The organism is Paludisphaera rhizosphaerae, from assembly GCF_011065895.1.
GTDB lineage: Bacteria > Planctomycetota > Planctomycetia > Isosphaerales > Isosphaeraceae > Paludisphaera > Paludisphaera rhizosphaerae.
Window position 1 is genome coordinate 115420 of the sequence record NZ_JAALCR010000011.1, and the last position, 16747, is coordinate 132166.

The window sequence follows — 16747 nt, forward strand, 5'->3', positions numbered from 1 at the left end:
GGCTTAGCTTGTCCTGGGTGTCTCAAGGAGTCCGAGGGCGGCAATTTCCTCGACGAACCGATCGTATGTAGGCTCGGGGATGCCTTCGATCTCGAAGATCAATTCGTGATACCACGGGTTGTCGTGGCTGGAGTCAGTGCTGAAGCGGTGGCGAAATTGGTTCGGATATTCCGAGACGATCCGAAGGGCATAGACGAGGTCATCACCAGCATCGTCGAGGTTGTCACTGCCATAGACTCGTCTGATCGTGCGGTAGGGGATTCGGATCGCTCGCCATGTGTATCGATCCGGGCGAGGCATAACGAGAGTTCTCCGCTTAAGTCGTGATCAGATTCTGTTATCACGGATTCGGAGGTGACGCGTCGCGAATCGGGGCCTCTCAGTAGTAAACGACTCGCCTTTGCCCAGCGCACGGGAGGGGAACCGGTATATGTCCAAGGACCGGTTAACATACGGCAGCCTGCCGTCTCTCGAATAGGACTTCGACGAGTCTTCTCCTCCACGTCATCCTCACGATACGGAACGAAACCCTCGATGATTCCTCTTCCTGAATCGGTCTCGGACGCCGCGAATCCCTCTCATGATTCCTCCCGGCGCATGTTTCTCAAGACGGCCGGCGCAGCGACGATATTATCGAGACGACGGCAGGCCGACGCCGCGGAAGGCCGGGCCCAGGAAGCTGACGCCAAGCTTCCGGCGGGTGGCGATCCGCTGATGGCTTCGGACCACCCGGGGATCGCCAGGGCCCGCGATGAGGCGCTCGAGGTCCTGAAACCGACGCCGGCCCAGTTGCAGCGAGGGCTGGAGCTGCACCGCGACTGCCTGGTGTTCGACGCCTACGGCTTCGCTCCGCGAGCGGCCATCGATGGGGCCGCGATGGCCCAGGCCGAGGCGGAGGGGGCGTCCGACGCCGAACTCAACCTCCTGCGGCAGGAAATGGCGATGACCCGCCCGGCGCTCGTGGCCCAGGAACGGGAAGAGTTCCTGAACGCCATGAAGGTCGCGGGCGTCGCCTGCATCTTCCAGAATGCCGGCGAGGAAAGCTCCGATCCGCTCGTGCTGATGAAGCGACTGGCCCACTTCACCTACCTGGGCGACATGATGCGCGGCGGTCTCGCGCGAGCGACGCTTCCGGAAGACATCGAAGCCGCGAGGGCCGCGGGTCGGCATTGCCTGTACCTGACGGGCAACGGGGTCCCGCTGGCCGGTCACTCGACCAGCATGCAGGCGGACCTCGGATTCGTGCGGCTCTTCTTCCAGCTCGGCATCCGCATGATGCACGTCACCTACAACCGCCGCAACCTGCTGGGCGACGGCTGCGCCGAGGCGGCCAACGGCGGTCTGAGCGACTTCGGCCGCGCGGCCGTCAAGGAGATGAACCGACTGGGGGTGATCGTCGACGTGGCCCACAGCGGCTGGCGGACCAGCCTCGAAGCGGCCCAGGCTTCGACGAAGCCGATGGTGGCCAGCCACACCACCTGCGCGGGGGTCCATTCCCACATCCGTTCCAAGCCCGACGAAGTCATCCGGGCGATCTGCGACACGGGAGGCCTGGTCGGCATCTGCTGCATCCCCGACTTCCTGGCCGGCAACGGCGACATCGCCCGCCTGGTGGATCACATTGACTACGTGGTCAAGAAGTTCGGCGCTGACCACGTCGCGATCGGCACCGACGCGGCCCATGAGTCGCGTTATGCGGCGGCCGAGAACGCCAAGGTGAAATCCCGAGGCCGCCGCCGCGCCCCGTTCGCGTCCCTCTGGCCCGAGGGTGCGCTTGGGGGCAACTGGCCTCGCGCCCGGCCCCTCGCCTGGACGAACTGGCCCCTCTTCACCGTCGCGATGGTCCAACGCGGCTACACCGACGACCAGATCCGAAAAATCCTCGGCGGAAACATTCTGAGGGTCTGCAAGGACGTGCTCGTGAAGTCCTGAGACAGATCCGACTTGAGGCGAGCTTGGAACCGGCGCCCGCTCCCGACAACCCGAGCCTGCTCGGCCGGGTTCTCGCGGAGGAAGTCTCCCGACCCTTACGACCAATGCCTCGACCAGCGGAATCGGCCGGGGTCCTCCATCGTACCGAAACTCGGTGAGTAGCGTATCGATATAGAGGCGGCCTCTTTTTTTCGATTCGGCGGCCTCATCCGCGTTCCTCGGGTGCCATGGCCACGCTTGCGTGGCCATGAACCGACGAGGGACCCACCACCAGGCGTTGCCCCATCCCCCCGGGACCAAGGGGGGACGAAACGCCCGGGGAAAGACGACGTTTCTCGACGATCGAAGCCAACTCCGTCAATCGACGCAAACTCATTAAACAAAATCACTTACCAGCGACAAAACGGACCATGAAGTGCGACGACCGAACCCATTTCGGACCCAATCCCGATTGTGGCTCGTCGGTCTCGCGAACAACCGACGGCGGTTCATGGCCACGCAAGCGTGGCCATGCCACCCGATATGAGCGATCGGCGGAAGAGTTGCCGAACGAAGCCACCGTCAGGACCTGGGAAATGAGTCCCCAACTCAATAATCGAAAAGCACTTGCGTCCGACGGCTTCGATGCACGTTGTGCGCAAACGAAGCCGCCGGGCGCAGGCTCGCCTTCGATGGGAATCACGGATAGGATGCCTTCCAGGAGGATCCCGACGTGACGCACAAGGACACGGTGGACGACACAACCCGACTTCGGCCGCATCCCGGCTTCTTCCTCGTCTTCGAAGGGCCCGACGGCGGCGGGAAGTCGACCCAGGCGGCGCGGACGATCGAGTGGCTGCGTGAAGAGGGCTTCGACGTCGTCGCCTGCCGCGACCCCGGGGGGACCAACCTGGGCGAGCGGCTCCGTACCGTGATCCTCTCCGACGAATCGGTCCACCCGACGATGCGGGCCGAGATGCTCCTTTACATGGCCAGCCGCGCCCAACTCGTCGACGAGGTGATCCGGCCGGCCCTGGCGGCGGGACGGATCGTCGTCTCCGACCGGTTCGTCCTCTCCAACATCATCTATCAGGGTGTGGCCGGAGGACTATCCGTCGACGAGATCGCGGATGTCGGATTGGTCGCGACGGGGGGGCTGATGCCCGACCTGACCCTCCTGCTGGACGTTCCGCAGGAGGTCGCCCGCTCTCGGACCGGCCCCGCCCGCGACCGGATCGAGAAACGGCCGGCCGAGTATCAGGACCGCGTCCGTGCGGGGTTTCTCCTCGCACCGGCGGATCGTTCCATGTATTCGAGCCCGCTGACCGTGATCGATGGCGGCCTCGAAGCCGACGCCGTCTTCGCCCTCATCCGGAAGGAGGTCCAGGATGCCCTGGCACTCGATCCGCGGCCATGACCGAGTCGTCGAATCGCTGCGGGCAGGCCTCAATTCGGGGAGGTTCCCGCACGCCTTCCTGTTCGTCGGCCCCGAGGGGATCGGCAAGCGTTACTTCGCGTTGACGCTCGCCCAGGCCCTGCTTTGCGAGACCCGCGCGGAGTCCGAACTGGACCCCTGCGGCGTCTGCCCGGGCTGCCTCCAGGCTGAGGCCGGCACCCACCCGGACCTCATCACCGCCGGCCGTCCCGAGGACAAGCAGGAACTCCCGATCAAGGTCGTCCGCGACCTCTGCGACGAGTTCGCCCTCAAGCCGGCGCGAGGGGGTCGGAAGGTCGCCGTCGTCGACGACGTGGACACGATGAACGACGAGGCGGCCAACGCCTTCCTCAAGACGCTGGAAGAACCCCCGCCGGGCGCGGTGCTCATCCTGATCGGCACGTCCCCCGAGCAGCAGCTTGAGACGGTCGTCTCGCGCTGCCAGGTCGTCCGCTTCGAGCCGCTGGCGACCGACGAGTTGGCGTCTCTGCTGCTGGAGAAGGGCGTGGCCAGCGAGCCGGCCGAAGCGCTGAAGCTGGCGACCCTCGCCGACGGCAGCGTCGGCCGCGCGGTCGGGCTGGCCGACCCGGACCTCGGCCGATACCGTCGCGACCTGATCGACGGCCTGGCCGGAGAACGGGGGTTCGACCCGGGCGAGCACGTCAAACTGCTGGACGCTTTTGCCAAACAGGCTGGGAAAGAAGCGTCGGCCCAGCGGCGACGGGTCCGGCTGATGGTCTGGGAACTGGCCAGGCTCTTCCGCGGAGTCCTCTGGCAGACCGCCGGCCTTGAGCCCCCCTCCCCCGATCCCGACGACCGCCGCGCCATCGCCCGGCTCGCCGAACGTCTTGAGCCGGAGGACGTCTTCATCCTGGCGGACCGCGCGATGGAGGCCGACTACCACCTTCAGCGCAACATCTATATGTCTCTGGTCCTCGAATCCCTGTTCCACGACCTGGCGAAAGTCATCAACCCCCGGGCACGCGGCTGACGCCGCGACGCTTTGGGGCCGAGGAGGCAGTCCCATGGCCGAATCGTCGCCTTCCGTTGGACGCTACCTGATCGAACGCATCTCCGACCTGGGCGTGAAGCACGTCTTCGGCATTCCGGGCGACTACGTCCTCGGTCTGTACAAGATGCTCGAAGAGAGCCCGTTGAAACTGGTCGGCACCACGCGCGAGGACAACGCCGGCTTCGCGGCCGACGCGTACGCGCGGGTGAACGGACTGGGGTGCGTCTGCGTCACGTACTGCGTGGGTGGGCTTTCGGCCGCCAACAGCATCGCCGGGGCGTTCGCCGAGAAGTCGCCGGTGATCGTCCTGAGCGGTTCGCCAGGGATCGGCGAGCGTGCCCGCAACCCGCTCTTGCACCACAAGGTCAAGACCTTCGACACCCAGTTCGACGTCTTCCAGCACCTGACGGTCGCCTCGGCGATCCTCGACCGTCCCGAGACGGCCTTCTCCGAGATCGACCGCGTCCTCGACGCCGCCCTGAGATACAAGCGGCCCGTCTACCTGGAGCTGCCGCGCGACCAGGTCCACGTCGTCCCCGACGCCCCGCACCACCGCCGGACGACGGTCGTCGAGAGCGATCCGGACGCGCTCCGTGAGGCGCTCGATGAAACCGAGGCGATGCTGACCGCGGCGAAACGGCCCATGATCCTGGCCGACGTCGAGATCCACCGCTTCCACCTCCAGGACGAGCTGATCGAGCTGGCCGAGTCCACCGGCATGCCGATCGCCACCACCATCCTGGGCAAGAGCGTGGTCTCCGAAGCCCACCCGCAGTTCGCGGGCGTCTACGAAGGAGCGATGGGAAGGCCCGAAGTCACCAAGCTCGTCGAATCGTCCGACTGCCTGCTGATGCTCGGCTGCTTCCTCACCGACATCAACCTGGGGATCTTCACGGCCAAGCTCGACCCGTCGAAGTGCATCGACGCGACGAGCGAAGACCTGCAGATCCGCCGCCACCACTATCGGGACGTCCGTCTCGACGACTACATCCGGGGGCTGATCAAGCGCCGGGTAAAGGTCGCCCAGACGCCCGTGCCGAAGCGGGAAGGCGCGTTCGAGGACGTCGAGATCGGCCCGCCGAGTTCACAGGCCACGTCTTCGAAGGTCTTCGCCCGGCTGAACCGGCTGCTGCGAGAGACCACCGACACGACGGTGATCGCCGACGTGGGAGACTCCCTCTTCGGCGCGACCGACCTGGAGATGGAGCGGCGCACGGAGTTCCTCAGCCCGGCGTACTACACGTCAATGGGCTTCGGCGTGCCGGCGGCGGTCGGGGCGAACATGGCCAACCCGTCGTCGCGGGTGCTGGTGCTCGTCGGCGACGGGGCCTTCCAGATGACGGGCATGGAGCTGTCGACGATCGCCCGTCACGGCTTCAACCCGATCATCGTCGTCCTGAACAACCACGGCTACACAACCGAGCGGTTCATGCTGGAAGGCTCGTTCAACGACGTGTTCAACTGGGAATATCACCGGATCCCCGAGGTGCTGGGGGTCGGCCTGGGGATGGAGGTCCGGACGGTCGCCGAGCTGGACGCCGCTCTCGATCGGGCCTGGGCCAACACGGGGAGCTTCAGCCTGCTGAACGTCCACCTGGACCGCTACGATCACAGCCCGGCCCTGGAACGTCTGGCGACCCGGATGGCTGAGCGCGTCGGCAAGAAGAAGTGACGAGGTCCCTCGGTTCGAAAAGCCGACGGGCCGGCCCTCTCGTGCGAGAGGGCCGGCCCGGAGCAGCCAGACTGGACCCGAGGGTCAGCCCGGCAGGTGGTTGTTGACGCGGTTGTACTTGACGTACTTGTTCTGGATCGGCACGACGTTGCCGGCGTGAGTCCAGGTGTAGGTCTTGCCGTTGTGGAACCGGCTGCGGGTGAAGACGCTGCGGCCGAGCGTCCAGATCCCCGAACCCGTATCGGAGTTGCGGCTCCGGTTCTGGTTCCGTCCCTGGATCTTCATGCCGTGATAGGCCTGGATCCGCTGCCGGAAGCCGCCCTGAGGCAAGTACTGGCTGATGGCCACGCTCACCGGAATCGGAGCGTAGTTGAACTGCGAGAGGGACGACAGCGAGGGGACGAACGAGCTGCCGAACGGCGAGACGAAGGTCGTGCTCGTGGTGGCGCCCGGGGGGACCGCCGCCGAGAGCCCCGTGCCGCCGCCGCCGCCACCCCCTCCGCCACCGCCAGTCGTGACGGTCGTGGTCGCCGTCCAGGGCTGGTTCGGGTCCGAAGCCGTGGAGTTCGTCAGTCCGCTGACCGTGAACGCCGTGGTCCCGCTGCTGGGAAGGTTGAGCGACGACCGCGGCGTGATCGTGATGATCGCCTGCGAGGAGTTGGCCGGATCCACGGCGACGGTCGCCGTCGGGAAGGCCACGCCGTTGACGACGATCGTCGTCGGGTCGATGTCCGTCGCCGGGTTGAAGGTGCCGCCAGTCGGGGTCGTGGCGCTGGTCACGTAGATCTGCACCGTGGCCGGCGTCGTGGCGCTGATGCTAAAGGGCGCCGTGGTCGCACTGTCGATCCGAACGATCTGGCTGGTGATCACGTTCGTCGCCGGCGGGATGCCTACGCTGATCTCGGCTCCCTGAACGATGAACCCGGCGCCTGCCAAGTTGCCCGAGTTGATGACGGTGAAACCCGGGGCGCCGATGATGAAGTCGCCCAGCCTGTCGCCGTCGGCCGTGAAGGTCTGGCTGCTCGACAGGAGCCGACCCGAGACCGCCGCACCGAACCGCGGGGCGTTCGTCGAGACGGAGAAGCCCGGCGTCGTCCCGAAGAGCTGGAGCCCGGCCAGGGTGCCGGAATTTTCAGCGTCGGACAGCAAGAACGTACCGGTGTAAAGCCCGCCGTGGCCGGGCAGGTAGTAGGCCGTTCCACGGTCGGAGAGATAACCCGGCGAGCCGACCAGGATGCCGTTCGGCTGTCCACTGTTGACCGCGGCGGCCAGCGACAGAGCGTAACCGGCCTCGTCCCCTTCGGCCGTGCCGATGAGGGTCATGGAGCTGATCGAGCTGGGGATGGTGTCGGCGGTGAAGATCCCGCTCACGACGTTGTTGGCGCCGCCGTAGAGGAGGATCGCCCGACCGGTGCTGGTGCTATAGCCCGGTCCGCCGATGAGGACGTCGCCGAAGCCGTCGTTGTTGAAGTCGCCCGCGCTGGCGACCGCGAAGCCGAGCTGCTCGCCGGACGAGCCCGTGATCGCGGCGCCGGCGACCGGGGTCGGCGTCGAGCCGGTGGCCGTCCCGACGCGAGCCAGGGACAGCGAGCGATAGCTGTTGGTGACGATCGTCTGGCTGACCAGGTTGCCGCCGTAGACGAGGTAGGCCGTCCCCGCGCCGCCGCTGGTGCCGGAGGCGCCGATGACCATGTCGGCCAGACCGTCGCCGTTGACGTCGACGCCGTCGCCGCCGACCGCGGTCCCCGTCTGACTGCCGCCGCTGGGCCCGGCGATCACCAGGCCGTTCACGCTCCCCTGGCCGATCTGCGTGACGTCGATGGTCGAGTTGGACCCGGGCAGGTTGTTGCCCGTCATAACGTACACGGCGCCGGAGGTCACCGTGCCGCTGATCGACGCGTTCGGGGCACCCAAGGCGATGCCGTTGGAGCCGTCGTTGAGGAAGTTGCCGATCCCAGCGACCGAGTCGCCCAGGCGGGCTCCCAACGCCGAGCTGACGAACGTGATGACCTGAACGCCCGCCGCCGCCGCCGACGCCGGATCGTCAAGGTCGATCGTCTTGTTCGCCAGGGTGGAGAGGTTGGAGGCGCCGTAGACCAGGTAGGCGCGGCCGGTTCCCGCTCCACTGGTGAACGACCCCGCCTCGGTGCCATTGGGGGCGCCGATCAGGAACGCCTGCGTCCCGCGGATCGTCCCGGCGTTGGCCACGGAGTAGCCAAGCTGCGAGTTCGTCTGCTGGCTGGTGATGAACGTCACGCCGTTGAAATTGTAGGCGTTCGTCGTCGTCCCCGTGATCGGGTTGGATTGAGTCACGCCGCCAAGCTGCGTCAGGTCGCCGACGCGCCCGTTGGGCACATTGTTCAACCAGTCCGAGATCGCCGGCCCGGACGTCGAGTTCGCCTGCGAACCAAACACCAGGTAGGCGGCGGACGTCGTGTTCGTCCCCGTGTTGTTGATCGCCGGCGCGCCGACCAGGAAGGCGTCATAGCCCGTACCGTTGACGCTCCCCAGGTTCGCCACGCTGTAGCCGGCGTTCTGAAGAGGCGTACTGGTACCGACCATCGCGACGCCCACGTTCTGGCTGGCGATGTTGGGCAGGGCCGGCGGCGCCGTCCCCCCCAGGTCAATGGACAGCAGGATCTTCGCCTCGAGACTTTCCGCTCGCGGGAGGCACTTCGCAGCCTTGCGCTTCGAAGGGCCGAGCCGAGGTCCGCGCTTGCCAATCAGCATCTTGGAGACTCCCTTCTCCCAGGCATCCTTCCGCGTTCCGCCCCGAGTGCTCTCGCACGGGCCTCGCGGCGGGCGTCCCTCGTGAGTCTCGCCCGCACCGGGCGGCTTCAGCCGTCGGCGAGGGCGGGTTCGGCGCGAATCCGCCGCCAAGGGTCCCTTACTACCACTGAGATTTCGGCCTTGACGCGTCTCGGCCTCCACTCCAATCCACCCCGGGCGCATCCCCTGGAGTGGGAAGCCGTCGCACCTTCGATTCAACTCGGACAATCCGCAGACCCGATACAACCTCTGTCGCGGCCCGCGAGGTCGTCCGCGTCCCCGTTCCCTGGAGGCCCGGGACGCCCGCCGAGCAACGCGACGCGCCCCCACCGGGCGGTTGTCCCACGGGATGCCAGTCGTCGAGGCGAAAAAATGGCCGAATTTACGCATAAGACCCCCCGCACGCCCCTCAAGCGGCTGGGCGCCCTGCCGGCCCTGCTCGCAGCGACGCTGGGCGTACTCCCTGGATGCACCCGCGAATTCTTCCGCGAGTGGGCAAACCAGGACGTCTCCGAAGCGGTCTTCGAAAAGAGCCGCGACCCCCGATGGCGGCTGGACACGTTCTCGGTCGAGCCCCCCGCCCTCTCTCGGTTCGCCGACCCCTACGATCAGGAATTCCCGCCAGCCCCTCCTGACGACCCGGCCGCCGAGGCCCTCTCCCCGGTCCCCCAATCGCCGGACAACCGGCTGATGATCCCGGTCGAGGGGACCGGCTACACGGCCATGCTCGAAGGGTGGCGGGAAGAACGCGAGGCAATGCGCCAGGACGAGCCGACCCCAACCGCCCCGCCCGGCCCCTCCGGCGGCCCCTCGCCGTTCTCGCCGCCTAACCCGGCGACCTCAACGCCGGGGCCGAACACGTTAAAGCTCAACCGTCCCGCCCCCGGGCGAGATCCCAAGGCTTCTCCGGAACTTATGGCCGACGCTCGTACCGGAGGGATCCCTCGGCCACGATCGGCCGAGAGCTTCAAGCCGGTCATCCCGCCGCCGCAGCGGCAGGGAGACCCGGCCCTGACACGCACAGCCTATCAGGACGCCTTGCAAGACCCGCAGCGTCCCCTCACGCCGGCGCCGGCGGTCCCCCTGGACCCGAACCCCCGCGGCCGCGACGAGGCCGATCCGAACCTCCCGAGGCCGGGACAGATGGTCCCCGGCCGGGGCGACGGCGCCTTCACTGAGGGCCAGGCCGCCGAGCTGGCAGGGCTCCTCGTCCCCGAGACGACCCCGCTCGACGAGGAAGTCGCAGGCGGTCTGCCCAAGGGGTCGAAGTACTACAAAGTCAACATGCAGCAGGCCTTCACCCTGGCCCTGATCAATAGCCGCTACTATCAGACCAACCTCGAAACGCTCTACAGCTCCGCGTTGGCTGTCACGCTGCAGCGGTTCGCGTTCCAGCCTCAGTTCTACGCCGGCATGTCGCCCCAGACCTCACCTCTGGGTGCCGGCTTCCCGGCCCTGAACCCCAGCAACGTCTTCAATTACCAGACGCGGTACACCCCCGGCGGTCAGGTCTCGGCCTATCAGATCAGCGAGGTCGCCGGCGTCGGCAAACTACTCAACTCGGGCGGTCGAGTCCTGACCGGATTCGCCAACCAGCTCGTCTTCAACTTCGTGGGGAACAAGCCCTTCCAACCGACCGTCCAGTCGTCGCTCCCGCTGACTTTCGTTCAGCCCCTCCTCAGGGGAGGCGGCCGAGCCGTCACGCTGGAAGCCCTCACGTTGGCTGAGCGTTCGCTGCTCTACCAGGTCCGCGCCTTCGCCAAGTTCCGTCAGGAGTTCATCGTCTCGGTGCTCATCGCCGGGTCGGTCCAGAACCTCGGTTCGACGTTCAACCTGGCCGGCTTCTCTAGCGCAGGCAACACCGACCCGGTCGTCGGATTCATCCCGCTGGTCCTCGACGCCGCTCAGATCGAGATCGATAAACGGAACGTCGCCACGCTGGAACAGGTCGTCAGCCTGTATGAAGAGTTGATCGACGGCGAGGCTTCAGGTCTGACGCAGCTCCAGGTCGACCAGGCGAAGAATCAGTTGGCCACCGGTCGTCGCACGCTGGCCTCGGACATCCTGACTTACCGCTACGGCCTCGATCAGTTCAAGATGCAGATGGGCCTGCCGACGGACACGCCGCTGACCGTCGATCTGGGGATCTACTATCCGTTCCGCGACGTCTTCCGCCAGATCGACAACTGGCAGCGAAACCCCAAGCGAGACCTGAAGGAGTTGCCGGACATCGTCGGCAATCTCCCGGACCTGGAAGACGTCGTCCTCGACGGCCGATCGGTGCTCAGCCCATACAAGGGACCCAACGCCCAGTTGATCTCCGACGAGGACGGCCTCGAAGACATCCTTCAGTCTGGAGTGCGGATCGCCCTGGAGTATCGGCTCGACATGCTGAACAACCGGGCCCAGCTCTACGACGCCTGGCGACAAATCCGCTACCAGGCAAACTCTCTCAAAGGTATATTGAACGTGGGTCTGACCAACCAGGTGTTGACTCCCCCCACGACCACCAACCCATTCGGCTTCATGTCCCAGGCCACTCAGATGAGCCTGGTGCTGAACGCGGAGCTTCCCTTGATCCGAGTCGCCGAGCGGAACAACTTCCGTCAAGCGATTATCAACTACCAAAGACAGCGTCGCAGTCTCCAAGCCTCGGAAGACGCCCTGAAACTGCAGATTCGGCAAGACATCCGCTCGATGCAAATCGCCTATATCAACTATGCGATCGCCAAGCAGCAGTTGGAGCTCCAGGCCCGACTGAAAGACCAGGCCTTCGAGCAGCTGGTGGCCCCGCCCCAGGCGACCTCGGGTCAGAACCTCGCCCAGAACGCCAACGCGGCCACCCAGAACCAGAACTTGCTTAGCGCTCAGAGCGGTCTGATCAACTCCGAGGGGACGATCCTCAGCACCTGGCAGTCCTACGAGACCGCTCGACTCACCCTGTACCGCGACATCGGCACCTTGCCGTACGATGAATGGGAGGCGTTCAGTGAACTTTTCCCTGCAGAATACCGAGGCCCCAGCCTCGGCCCCGGCACAAGCACCCCGCGACCTGCCGCCGCTGCAGCGGCCGAAACGCCGTAAGGCCTCCTTCGGCAAGATTTTGGCTCTGGGTCTCGCCTCCCTCCTCGCGATCGGAGGCGTGGCCCTGGTCACCGTCCCGGGGTTGAGCAAGCCGGTCCGCGGCTTCTTCACCCCGACCACGATGGACATTATCCCCTTCGAGGTCAAACGAGGCGTCCTACCGATCACGGTCACCGAAAAGGGCTCCCTCGAAAGCGCCAAGAACGAGGACGTGTTCTGCCAGGTCGAGGGGACGACCACGATCATCACGATCCTCCCTGAAGGGACGAGGGTCAAGAAGGGGGACCTGGTCTGCGAACTCGACTCGGCGACCCTCAAAGAGTCGCTCATCAATCAGCAGATCTCCACCCGCGGCGCCGAGGCCTCCTTCCAGCAGGCCAAGCTCACCCGCGAGGTGGCTGAGATCGCCGTTGAGGAATACGTCAAAGGCATTTACGCCCAGGACAAGGCGACCATCAACGGCGAAATCAAGCTGGCTGAATCCGACCTCGCCCGCGCCGCCGACCGCGTCGAATGGGCCAACCGGATGTTCGACAAGGGCTACGTCTCCCGCGCCCAGAAGGTCTCTGAAGAGCTGAACCTCCAGAAGGCCCAGTTCGCCCTGGAACAGGCCAACAGCAAGCTCGACGTCCTTGAGAAGTTCACCAAGGAAAAGACCATCAAGGAGTTGCGCTCCGACGTCGAGAAGGCCCTCTCCGACGAAAAGGCCAAGGAACAGACCTACATGCTGGAAAAGGAGAAGGAGGCGAAGTACGAGCGGCAGATCTCCAACTGCAAGCTCTTCGCCCCCGGCGACGGTCTGGTCGTCTACGCCAACGACCCCGGCCGCAACTTCGGCTCCAACACCCCCCAGATCGAGGAAGGCGCGAGCGTCCGCGAACGTCAGAAGATCTTCAGCCTGCCAGACATCGGCAACATGCAGGTGAACGCCAAGATCCATGAGTCGCAGATCGACAAGATCACGCCCAAGATGAAGGCCAAGATCCGCGTCGACGCCTTCGCCGATACGGAACTGGATGGGGCCGTCGTCGACGTCGCCCCCCTGCCCGACCCGTCGAGCTTCTTTAGCTCCGACATCAAGGTCTACACCTCGCACATCAAAATCGACAGCGCTCTGGCGGGCCTCCGCCCGGGTATGAATGCCGAGGTCGTGATCCTGGTCGACCGCAAGGAAGACGTGCTGACCGTCCCCGTTCAGGCCGTCCTGGAGTTCAAGGGGAAAGACCACCTCGCCGTGAAGGGGGCCGAGGGCTACACCCGCAAGGAAGTCAGCCTCGGCGCGACGAACGACAAGTACGTCCAGATCACCGAGGGCGTCACCGCCGGCCAGGTCGTCGCCTTGAATCCGGTCTCCCTCCTGAGCGACGACGAGAAGCGCGAGCTCTTCTCCGTGGGTCGCGCGGGCTCGAAGAAGGGTGCCGAAGGCAAGGAAGGCGAAGCCAAGGGCGAGGCCGGCCCCGGCGGACCAGTAGCAGCCGGCGGACCGGCCGGCCCTGGCGGACCCGGCGGGGGATCGCCTGATGCAGCCAAGGCCAAAGGCAAGGGCGCCGGTGCCCGCCGTGGCGGCGCGGGCGGTGGGATGGGCGCCATGGGCGCCATCTTCCAGAAGCTGAGCGAGGAAGATCGAAGCAAGCTGCGCACGGCCACCGAAGAGGAGAGGGCCGCCATCCTTCAGAAGGCTGGAGCTACGCCCGAGCAGATCGACCAGATGCGCCAGATGCGTCAGCAGGGCGGCGGCGGTGGTGGCGGATTCGGCGGCGGTCCGGGCGGTCCGGGCGGCGGCGGCGGCCGTCGCGGCGGTGGTCCGGGCGGCGGTGGTCCGGGTGGTGGTGGTGGCGGCGGCGGCGAAGGGCCGGGAGGCAACTGATCGTGGATGTCCGTTCCAACGGCGCTCCTCGCGCTGACAAGCCTCTCGTCTCGATCGTCGACGTTCGCAAGACCTATGTCATGGGTCACGCACCCTCCGGCGGCGGGATCTTCGGCCGCCGGGGGCCTGCGCAGACGGTGACTGTACACGCCCTCCGGGGCGTGTCGGTCGACTTCTACCCAGGCGAGTACGTCGCCATCATGGGCGCTTCGGGCTCGGGCAAGAGCACCATGCTCAACTTGCTCGGCTGTCTCGACCGCCCGTCCAGCGGCCAGTACTTCCTGGGCGACCGCGACGTCTCTCGACTCGACGACGACGAACTGTCCGAGGTCCGCAGCCGCTACCTCGGCTTCATCTTCCAGTCGTACAACCTGATTCAGCAGTACACGGTGCTGGAGAACATCCAGCTTCCGCTGACGTATCAGGGAGGGGGCGAATTGAGCCCCGAGGCCGTTGAGCGGTCCGTTGAACTGGCCAAGATGGTCGGACTCGACGAGCGTCTCGATCACCGGCCGACCCAGCTCTCCGGCGGTCAGCAGCAGCGCGTGGCCATCGCCCGGTCGCTGATCAACGACCCTTACATCATCCTCGCCGACGAAGCCACCGGCAACCTCGACACCAAGACCAGCCATGAGATCATGGACATGCTCCAGCGTCTGAACGACGCCGGCAAGACCATCATCATGGTCACTCACGAAGACGACATCGCCGAGCACGCCAAGCGGATCATCCGCATGCGCGACGGCCTCATTATCGAGGACGGTCCCAGCCCGCGCATGATCGCGGCCGCCAAGGCCGCGGAAGACTCCTCGGTCGCCGCCGGCGCTGAGGCCTGACCCTCGTTCGACTCGACAGCCCCGCCCTCCTTCTCGACCGCCACCGTCAAGGATCGAACTCATGCGACGCATCTGGCGCGGCCTGAAACTCGGCATGAAGAGCCTGTTGCTGCACAAGCTGCGGTCGGGCCTGACGGTGCTCGGCATCGTCTTCGGCGTCGCCGCCGTTATCTCGATGCTGGCGATCGCCGAGGGCTCCAGCCGAGACGCCTTGCAACGCATTCAGGCCCTGGGCGCCACCAACATCATCGTCCGCTCGGTCAAGCCCAGCGACGAGGCCCAGGCCACCGGCGGCCGCCCCTCGCGCATCCTGAATTACGGGCTCAAATACGACGACTACGACCGGATCATGTCGACCGTGCCGACGATTAAAAAGGCGCTGCCGATCCGGGAGATCCGGAAGCAGGTCCGTCGTCTCGAATACTTCCTCGACGGCCGCGTCGTGGGGACGACCCCGGATTACGCCGAGTTCAACATGCTCCAAATGGAGCGCGGCCGGTTCCTCACGGCGGCGGACAACGACAAGTACCAGAACTTCGCCGTGCTCGCCGCGACGACCGCCAAGACGCTCTTCCCCTACGAAGACCCGCTCAATCAGACGGTCAAACTGGGCTCCGACTACTACACGGTCGTCGGGGTCACGAGGGAACGCGAAAGCTCCGCGGGCGTCGGCGGCAGTCTGGCGGCTCAGGACTTCAACAAGGACGTCTACATCCCGTTGAATACCTGCCGCGTTCGGTTCGGCGAGAAGATCGTCAACAACCGCTCGGGCTCCATGGAGGCGGAGGAGACGCAGCTCTCGCAGATCACTCTCCAGGTGAGCAGCACCGACGAGGTCCAGCCCACGGTTCCCGTCATCAAGGCGGCCTACGAGAGGTGGCACCCGAAGAAGGACGTGGAGATGACCGTCCCCTACGACCTGTTGCTGGAGTCGCAACGGACGGCCCGACAGTTCAGCATCATCCTGGGAACGATCGCGGCGATCTCGCTGCTCGTCGGCGGCATCGGCATCATGAACATCATGCTGGCGACCGTCACCGAGCGCACCCGAGAGATCGGCATCCGCCGGGCCCTGGGGGCGAAGCGCAAGGACATCACCCAGCAGTTCCTCATCGAGACGGTCGTGCTCTCCGGCGTGGGGGGCGTGCTGGGTGTTCTCCTCGGGGTGACGATCCCGATGGTGATGGTCTACTTCATCCCCGACCAGAAGGCGTTCGTCACCGGACTGTCGGTGCTGCTGTCTTTCGGCATCTCGGTGGCTGTCGGGATTCTGTTCGGTTTGTATCCTGCGCGACGCGCCGCGATGATGGATCCCATCGAGGCGCTGCGCCACGAATGATTCGAGCGACGTCCCGCGGCCGACGTCGACGTCGGCCGCGGGGGATCCCCGGGTTGGGCTTGCGTCGCTGTACAGGGATTACTAGGCTTGATTGCAGATGGACGTCACCGGATGCGGCCTACGCATTCGGCCGTCTCATTTTTTTTGTCCGGGGCCGTCCCCGGAGCCACACGGAGATCAGGGCCAAACCGCCGTCGTCCTTTGTCCGAGCCCGCTTCCCGGACCCGTAAGCTGGACGACGCCTCAACCCCACCGGCCGCATGAAGCGCGTCGCCTTTGCGGCGGCTGTCGTGCGATTCGCACATGTAACGACGACGAAGACGAAGATGGGAGCAGTTCGGCATGTCCACAGACCGCATTCCGATGTCGAAGGAAGGCTACGAGAAGCTCAAGGCCCAACTCGACAAGATGAAAAATGAGGACATGTCCCGTATCGCCGAGCAGATAGCCCAGGCCCGCGGCTACGGCGACCTCTCTGAAAACGCCGAGTTCGACGCCGCCGTCGAAGCCCAGGGCATGCTCCAGGCCCGGATCAACGACCTTCAGGACAAGCTCTCACGCGCCTTCATCGTCGATAAGACGAACATGCCGACCGACCGCGTCGTCTTCGGCTCCAAGGTTCGCGTCCTCGACGTCGACATGGGCGATGAAGAAGACTTCGTCCTTGTCGGCCCTGGCGAGGAAGACTACGACCGGAACCGCATCCTCCTGACCAGCCCGATCGGCCAGGCCCTCGTCAACAAGCGCGTCGGCGACGAGGTCGAGGTGCCGATCCCCAAGGGGACGCTCAAGCTGAAGGTCGTCGAGATCGGCGTCGAGTAA

At 65.7% G+C, this 16747-nt stretch carries 11 protein-coding genes; 9 read left to right on the top strand and 2 right to left on the bottom strand.

Annotated elements, in window-relative coordinates; translation table 11 throughout:
• Window positions 1–3: 3 nt before the first annotated feature.
• A complete protein-coding gene (locus tag G5C50_RS16035; RefSeq protein ID WP_165071008.1) occupies window positions 4–300 on the bottom strand; it encodes a hypothetical protein in 297 nt (98 codons plus the stop codon).
• A gap of 297 nt (window positions 301–597) precedes the next feature.
• On the opposite strand from G5C50_RS16035, the gene G5C50_RS16040 reads away from it, so the two are divergent.
• From G5C50_RS16040 to G5C50_RS16055, 4 genes are all read left to right on the top strand, one after another.
• On the top strand, window positions 598–1932 hold the full coding sequence (locus G5C50_RS16040) for a dipeptidase (RefSeq protein WP_240907102.1): 1335 nt from the start codon (window positions 598–600) through the stop codon (window positions 1930–1932).
• Between the two features lie 712 nt (window positions 1933–2644).
• Window positions 2645–3328: a dTMP kinase gene (gene tmk, locus G5C50_RS16045; protein ID WP_240907103.1), complete on the top strand. Its 684-nt coding sequence runs from the start codon at window positions 2645–2647 to the stop codon at window positions 3326–3328.
• A complete protein-coding gene (gene holB, locus G5C50_RS16050; protein ID WP_165071010.1) occupies window positions 3300–4337 on the top strand; it encodes a DNA polymerase III subunit delta' in 1038 nt (345 codons plus the stop codon). The genes tmk and holB overlap by 29 nt, the downstream gene beginning before the upstream one ends.
• A gap of 34 nt (window positions 4338–4371) precedes the next feature.
• Window positions 4372–6030 (top strand): alpha-keto acid decarboxylase family protein, encoded by a 1659-nt coding sequence (locus G5C50_RS16055; RefSeq protein ID WP_165071011.1) that lies wholly within the window; start codon window positions 4372–4374, stop codon window positions 6028–6030.
• An 84-nt stretch (window positions 6031–6114) separates the two neighbouring features.
• On the opposite strand, the gene G5C50_RS16060 is transcribed toward G5C50_RS16055, so the two are convergent.
• Window positions 6115–8760 (bottom strand): beta strand repeat-containing protein, encoded by a 2646-nt coding sequence (locus G5C50_RS16060; protein WP_165071012.1) that lies wholly within the window; start codon window positions 8758–8760, stop codon window positions 6115–6117.
• A 411-nt stretch (window positions 8761–9171) separates the two neighbouring features.
• On the opposite strand from G5C50_RS16060, the gene G5C50_RS16065 reads away from it, so the two are divergent.
• The 5 genes from G5C50_RS16065 to greA all read left to right on the top strand — a co-directional run bounded on the left by G5C50_RS16065 (window position 9172) and on the right by greA (window position 16747).
• Complete coding sequence (locus G5C50_RS16065; protein ID WP_165071013.1) at window positions 9172–11883, top strand: TolC family protein; 2712 nt, start codon at window positions 9172–9174, stop codon at window positions 11881–11883.
• On the top strand, window positions 11789–13750 hold the full coding sequence (locus tag G5C50_RS16070) for an efflux RND transporter periplasmic adaptor subunit (protein WP_240907104.1): 1962 nt from the start codon (window positions 11789–11791) through the stop codon (window positions 13748–13750). The genes G5C50_RS16065 and G5C50_RS16070 overlap by 95 nt, the downstream gene beginning before the upstream one ends.
• A gap of 80 nt (window positions 13751–13830) precedes the next feature.
• Window positions 13831–14586, top strand: a complete 756-nt coding sequence (locus G5C50_RS16075) for an ABC transporter ATP-binding protein (protein WP_165071144.1) — start codon at window positions 13831–13833, stop codon at window positions 14584–14586.
• 61 nt (window positions 14587–14647) lie between these two features.
• The gene (locus tag G5C50_RS16080) at window positions 14648–15925 is read left to right on the top strand and encodes an ABC transporter permease (RefSeq protein ID WP_165071015.1); all 1278 of its coding nucleotides are present in this window, start codon (window positions 14648–14650) and stop codon (window positions 15923–15925) included.
• A 342-nt stretch (window positions 15926–16267) separates the two neighbouring features.
• Window positions 16268–16747, top strand: a complete 480-nt coding sequence (gene greA, locus G5C50_RS16085; RefSeq protein WP_165071016.1) for a transcription elongation factor GreA — start codon at window positions 16268–16270, stop codon at window positions 16745–16747.

What these genes read in the sequence shown, in the direction of transcription:
- G5C50_RS16060 (WP_165071012.1), bottom strand. Translation starts at nt 8,760, where the DNA reads ATGCTGATTGGCAAGCGCGGACCTCGGCTCGGCCCTTCGAAGCGCAAG.
- G5C50_RS16040 (WP_240907102.1), top strand. Translation starts at nt 598, where the DNA reads ATGTTTCTCAAGACGGCCGGCGCAGCGACGATATTATCGAGACGACGG.
- holB (WP_165071010.1), top strand. Translation starts at nt 3,300, where the DNA reads ATGCCCTGGCACTCGATCCGCGGCCATGACCGAGTCGTCGAATCGCTG.
- greA (WP_165071016.1), top strand. Translation starts at nt 16,268, where the DNA reads ATGTCCACAGACCGCATTCCGATGTCGAAGGAAGGCTACGAGAAGCTC.
- G5C50_RS16075 (WP_165071144.1), top strand. Translation starts at nt 13,831, where the DNA reads ATGGGTCACGCACCCTCCGGCGGCGGGATCTTCGGCCGCCGGGGGCCT.
- G5C50_RS16055 (WP_165071011.1), top strand. Translation starts at nt 4,372, where the DNA reads ATGGCCGAATCGTCGCCTTCCGTTGGACGCTACCTGATCGAACGCATC.
- G5C50_RS16065 (WP_165071013.1), top strand. Translation starts at nt 9,172, where the DNA reads ATGGCCGAATTTACGCATAAGACCCCCCGCACGCCCCTCAAGCGGCTG.
- G5C50_RS16035 (WP_165071008.1), bottom strand. Translation starts at nt 300, where the DNA reads ATGCCTCGCCCGGATCGATACACATGGCGAGCGATCCGAATCCCCTAC.
- G5C50_RS16080 (WP_165071015.1), top strand. Translation starts at nt 14,648, where the DNA reads ATGCGACGCATCTGGCGCGGCCTGAAACTCGGCATGAAGAGCCTGTTG.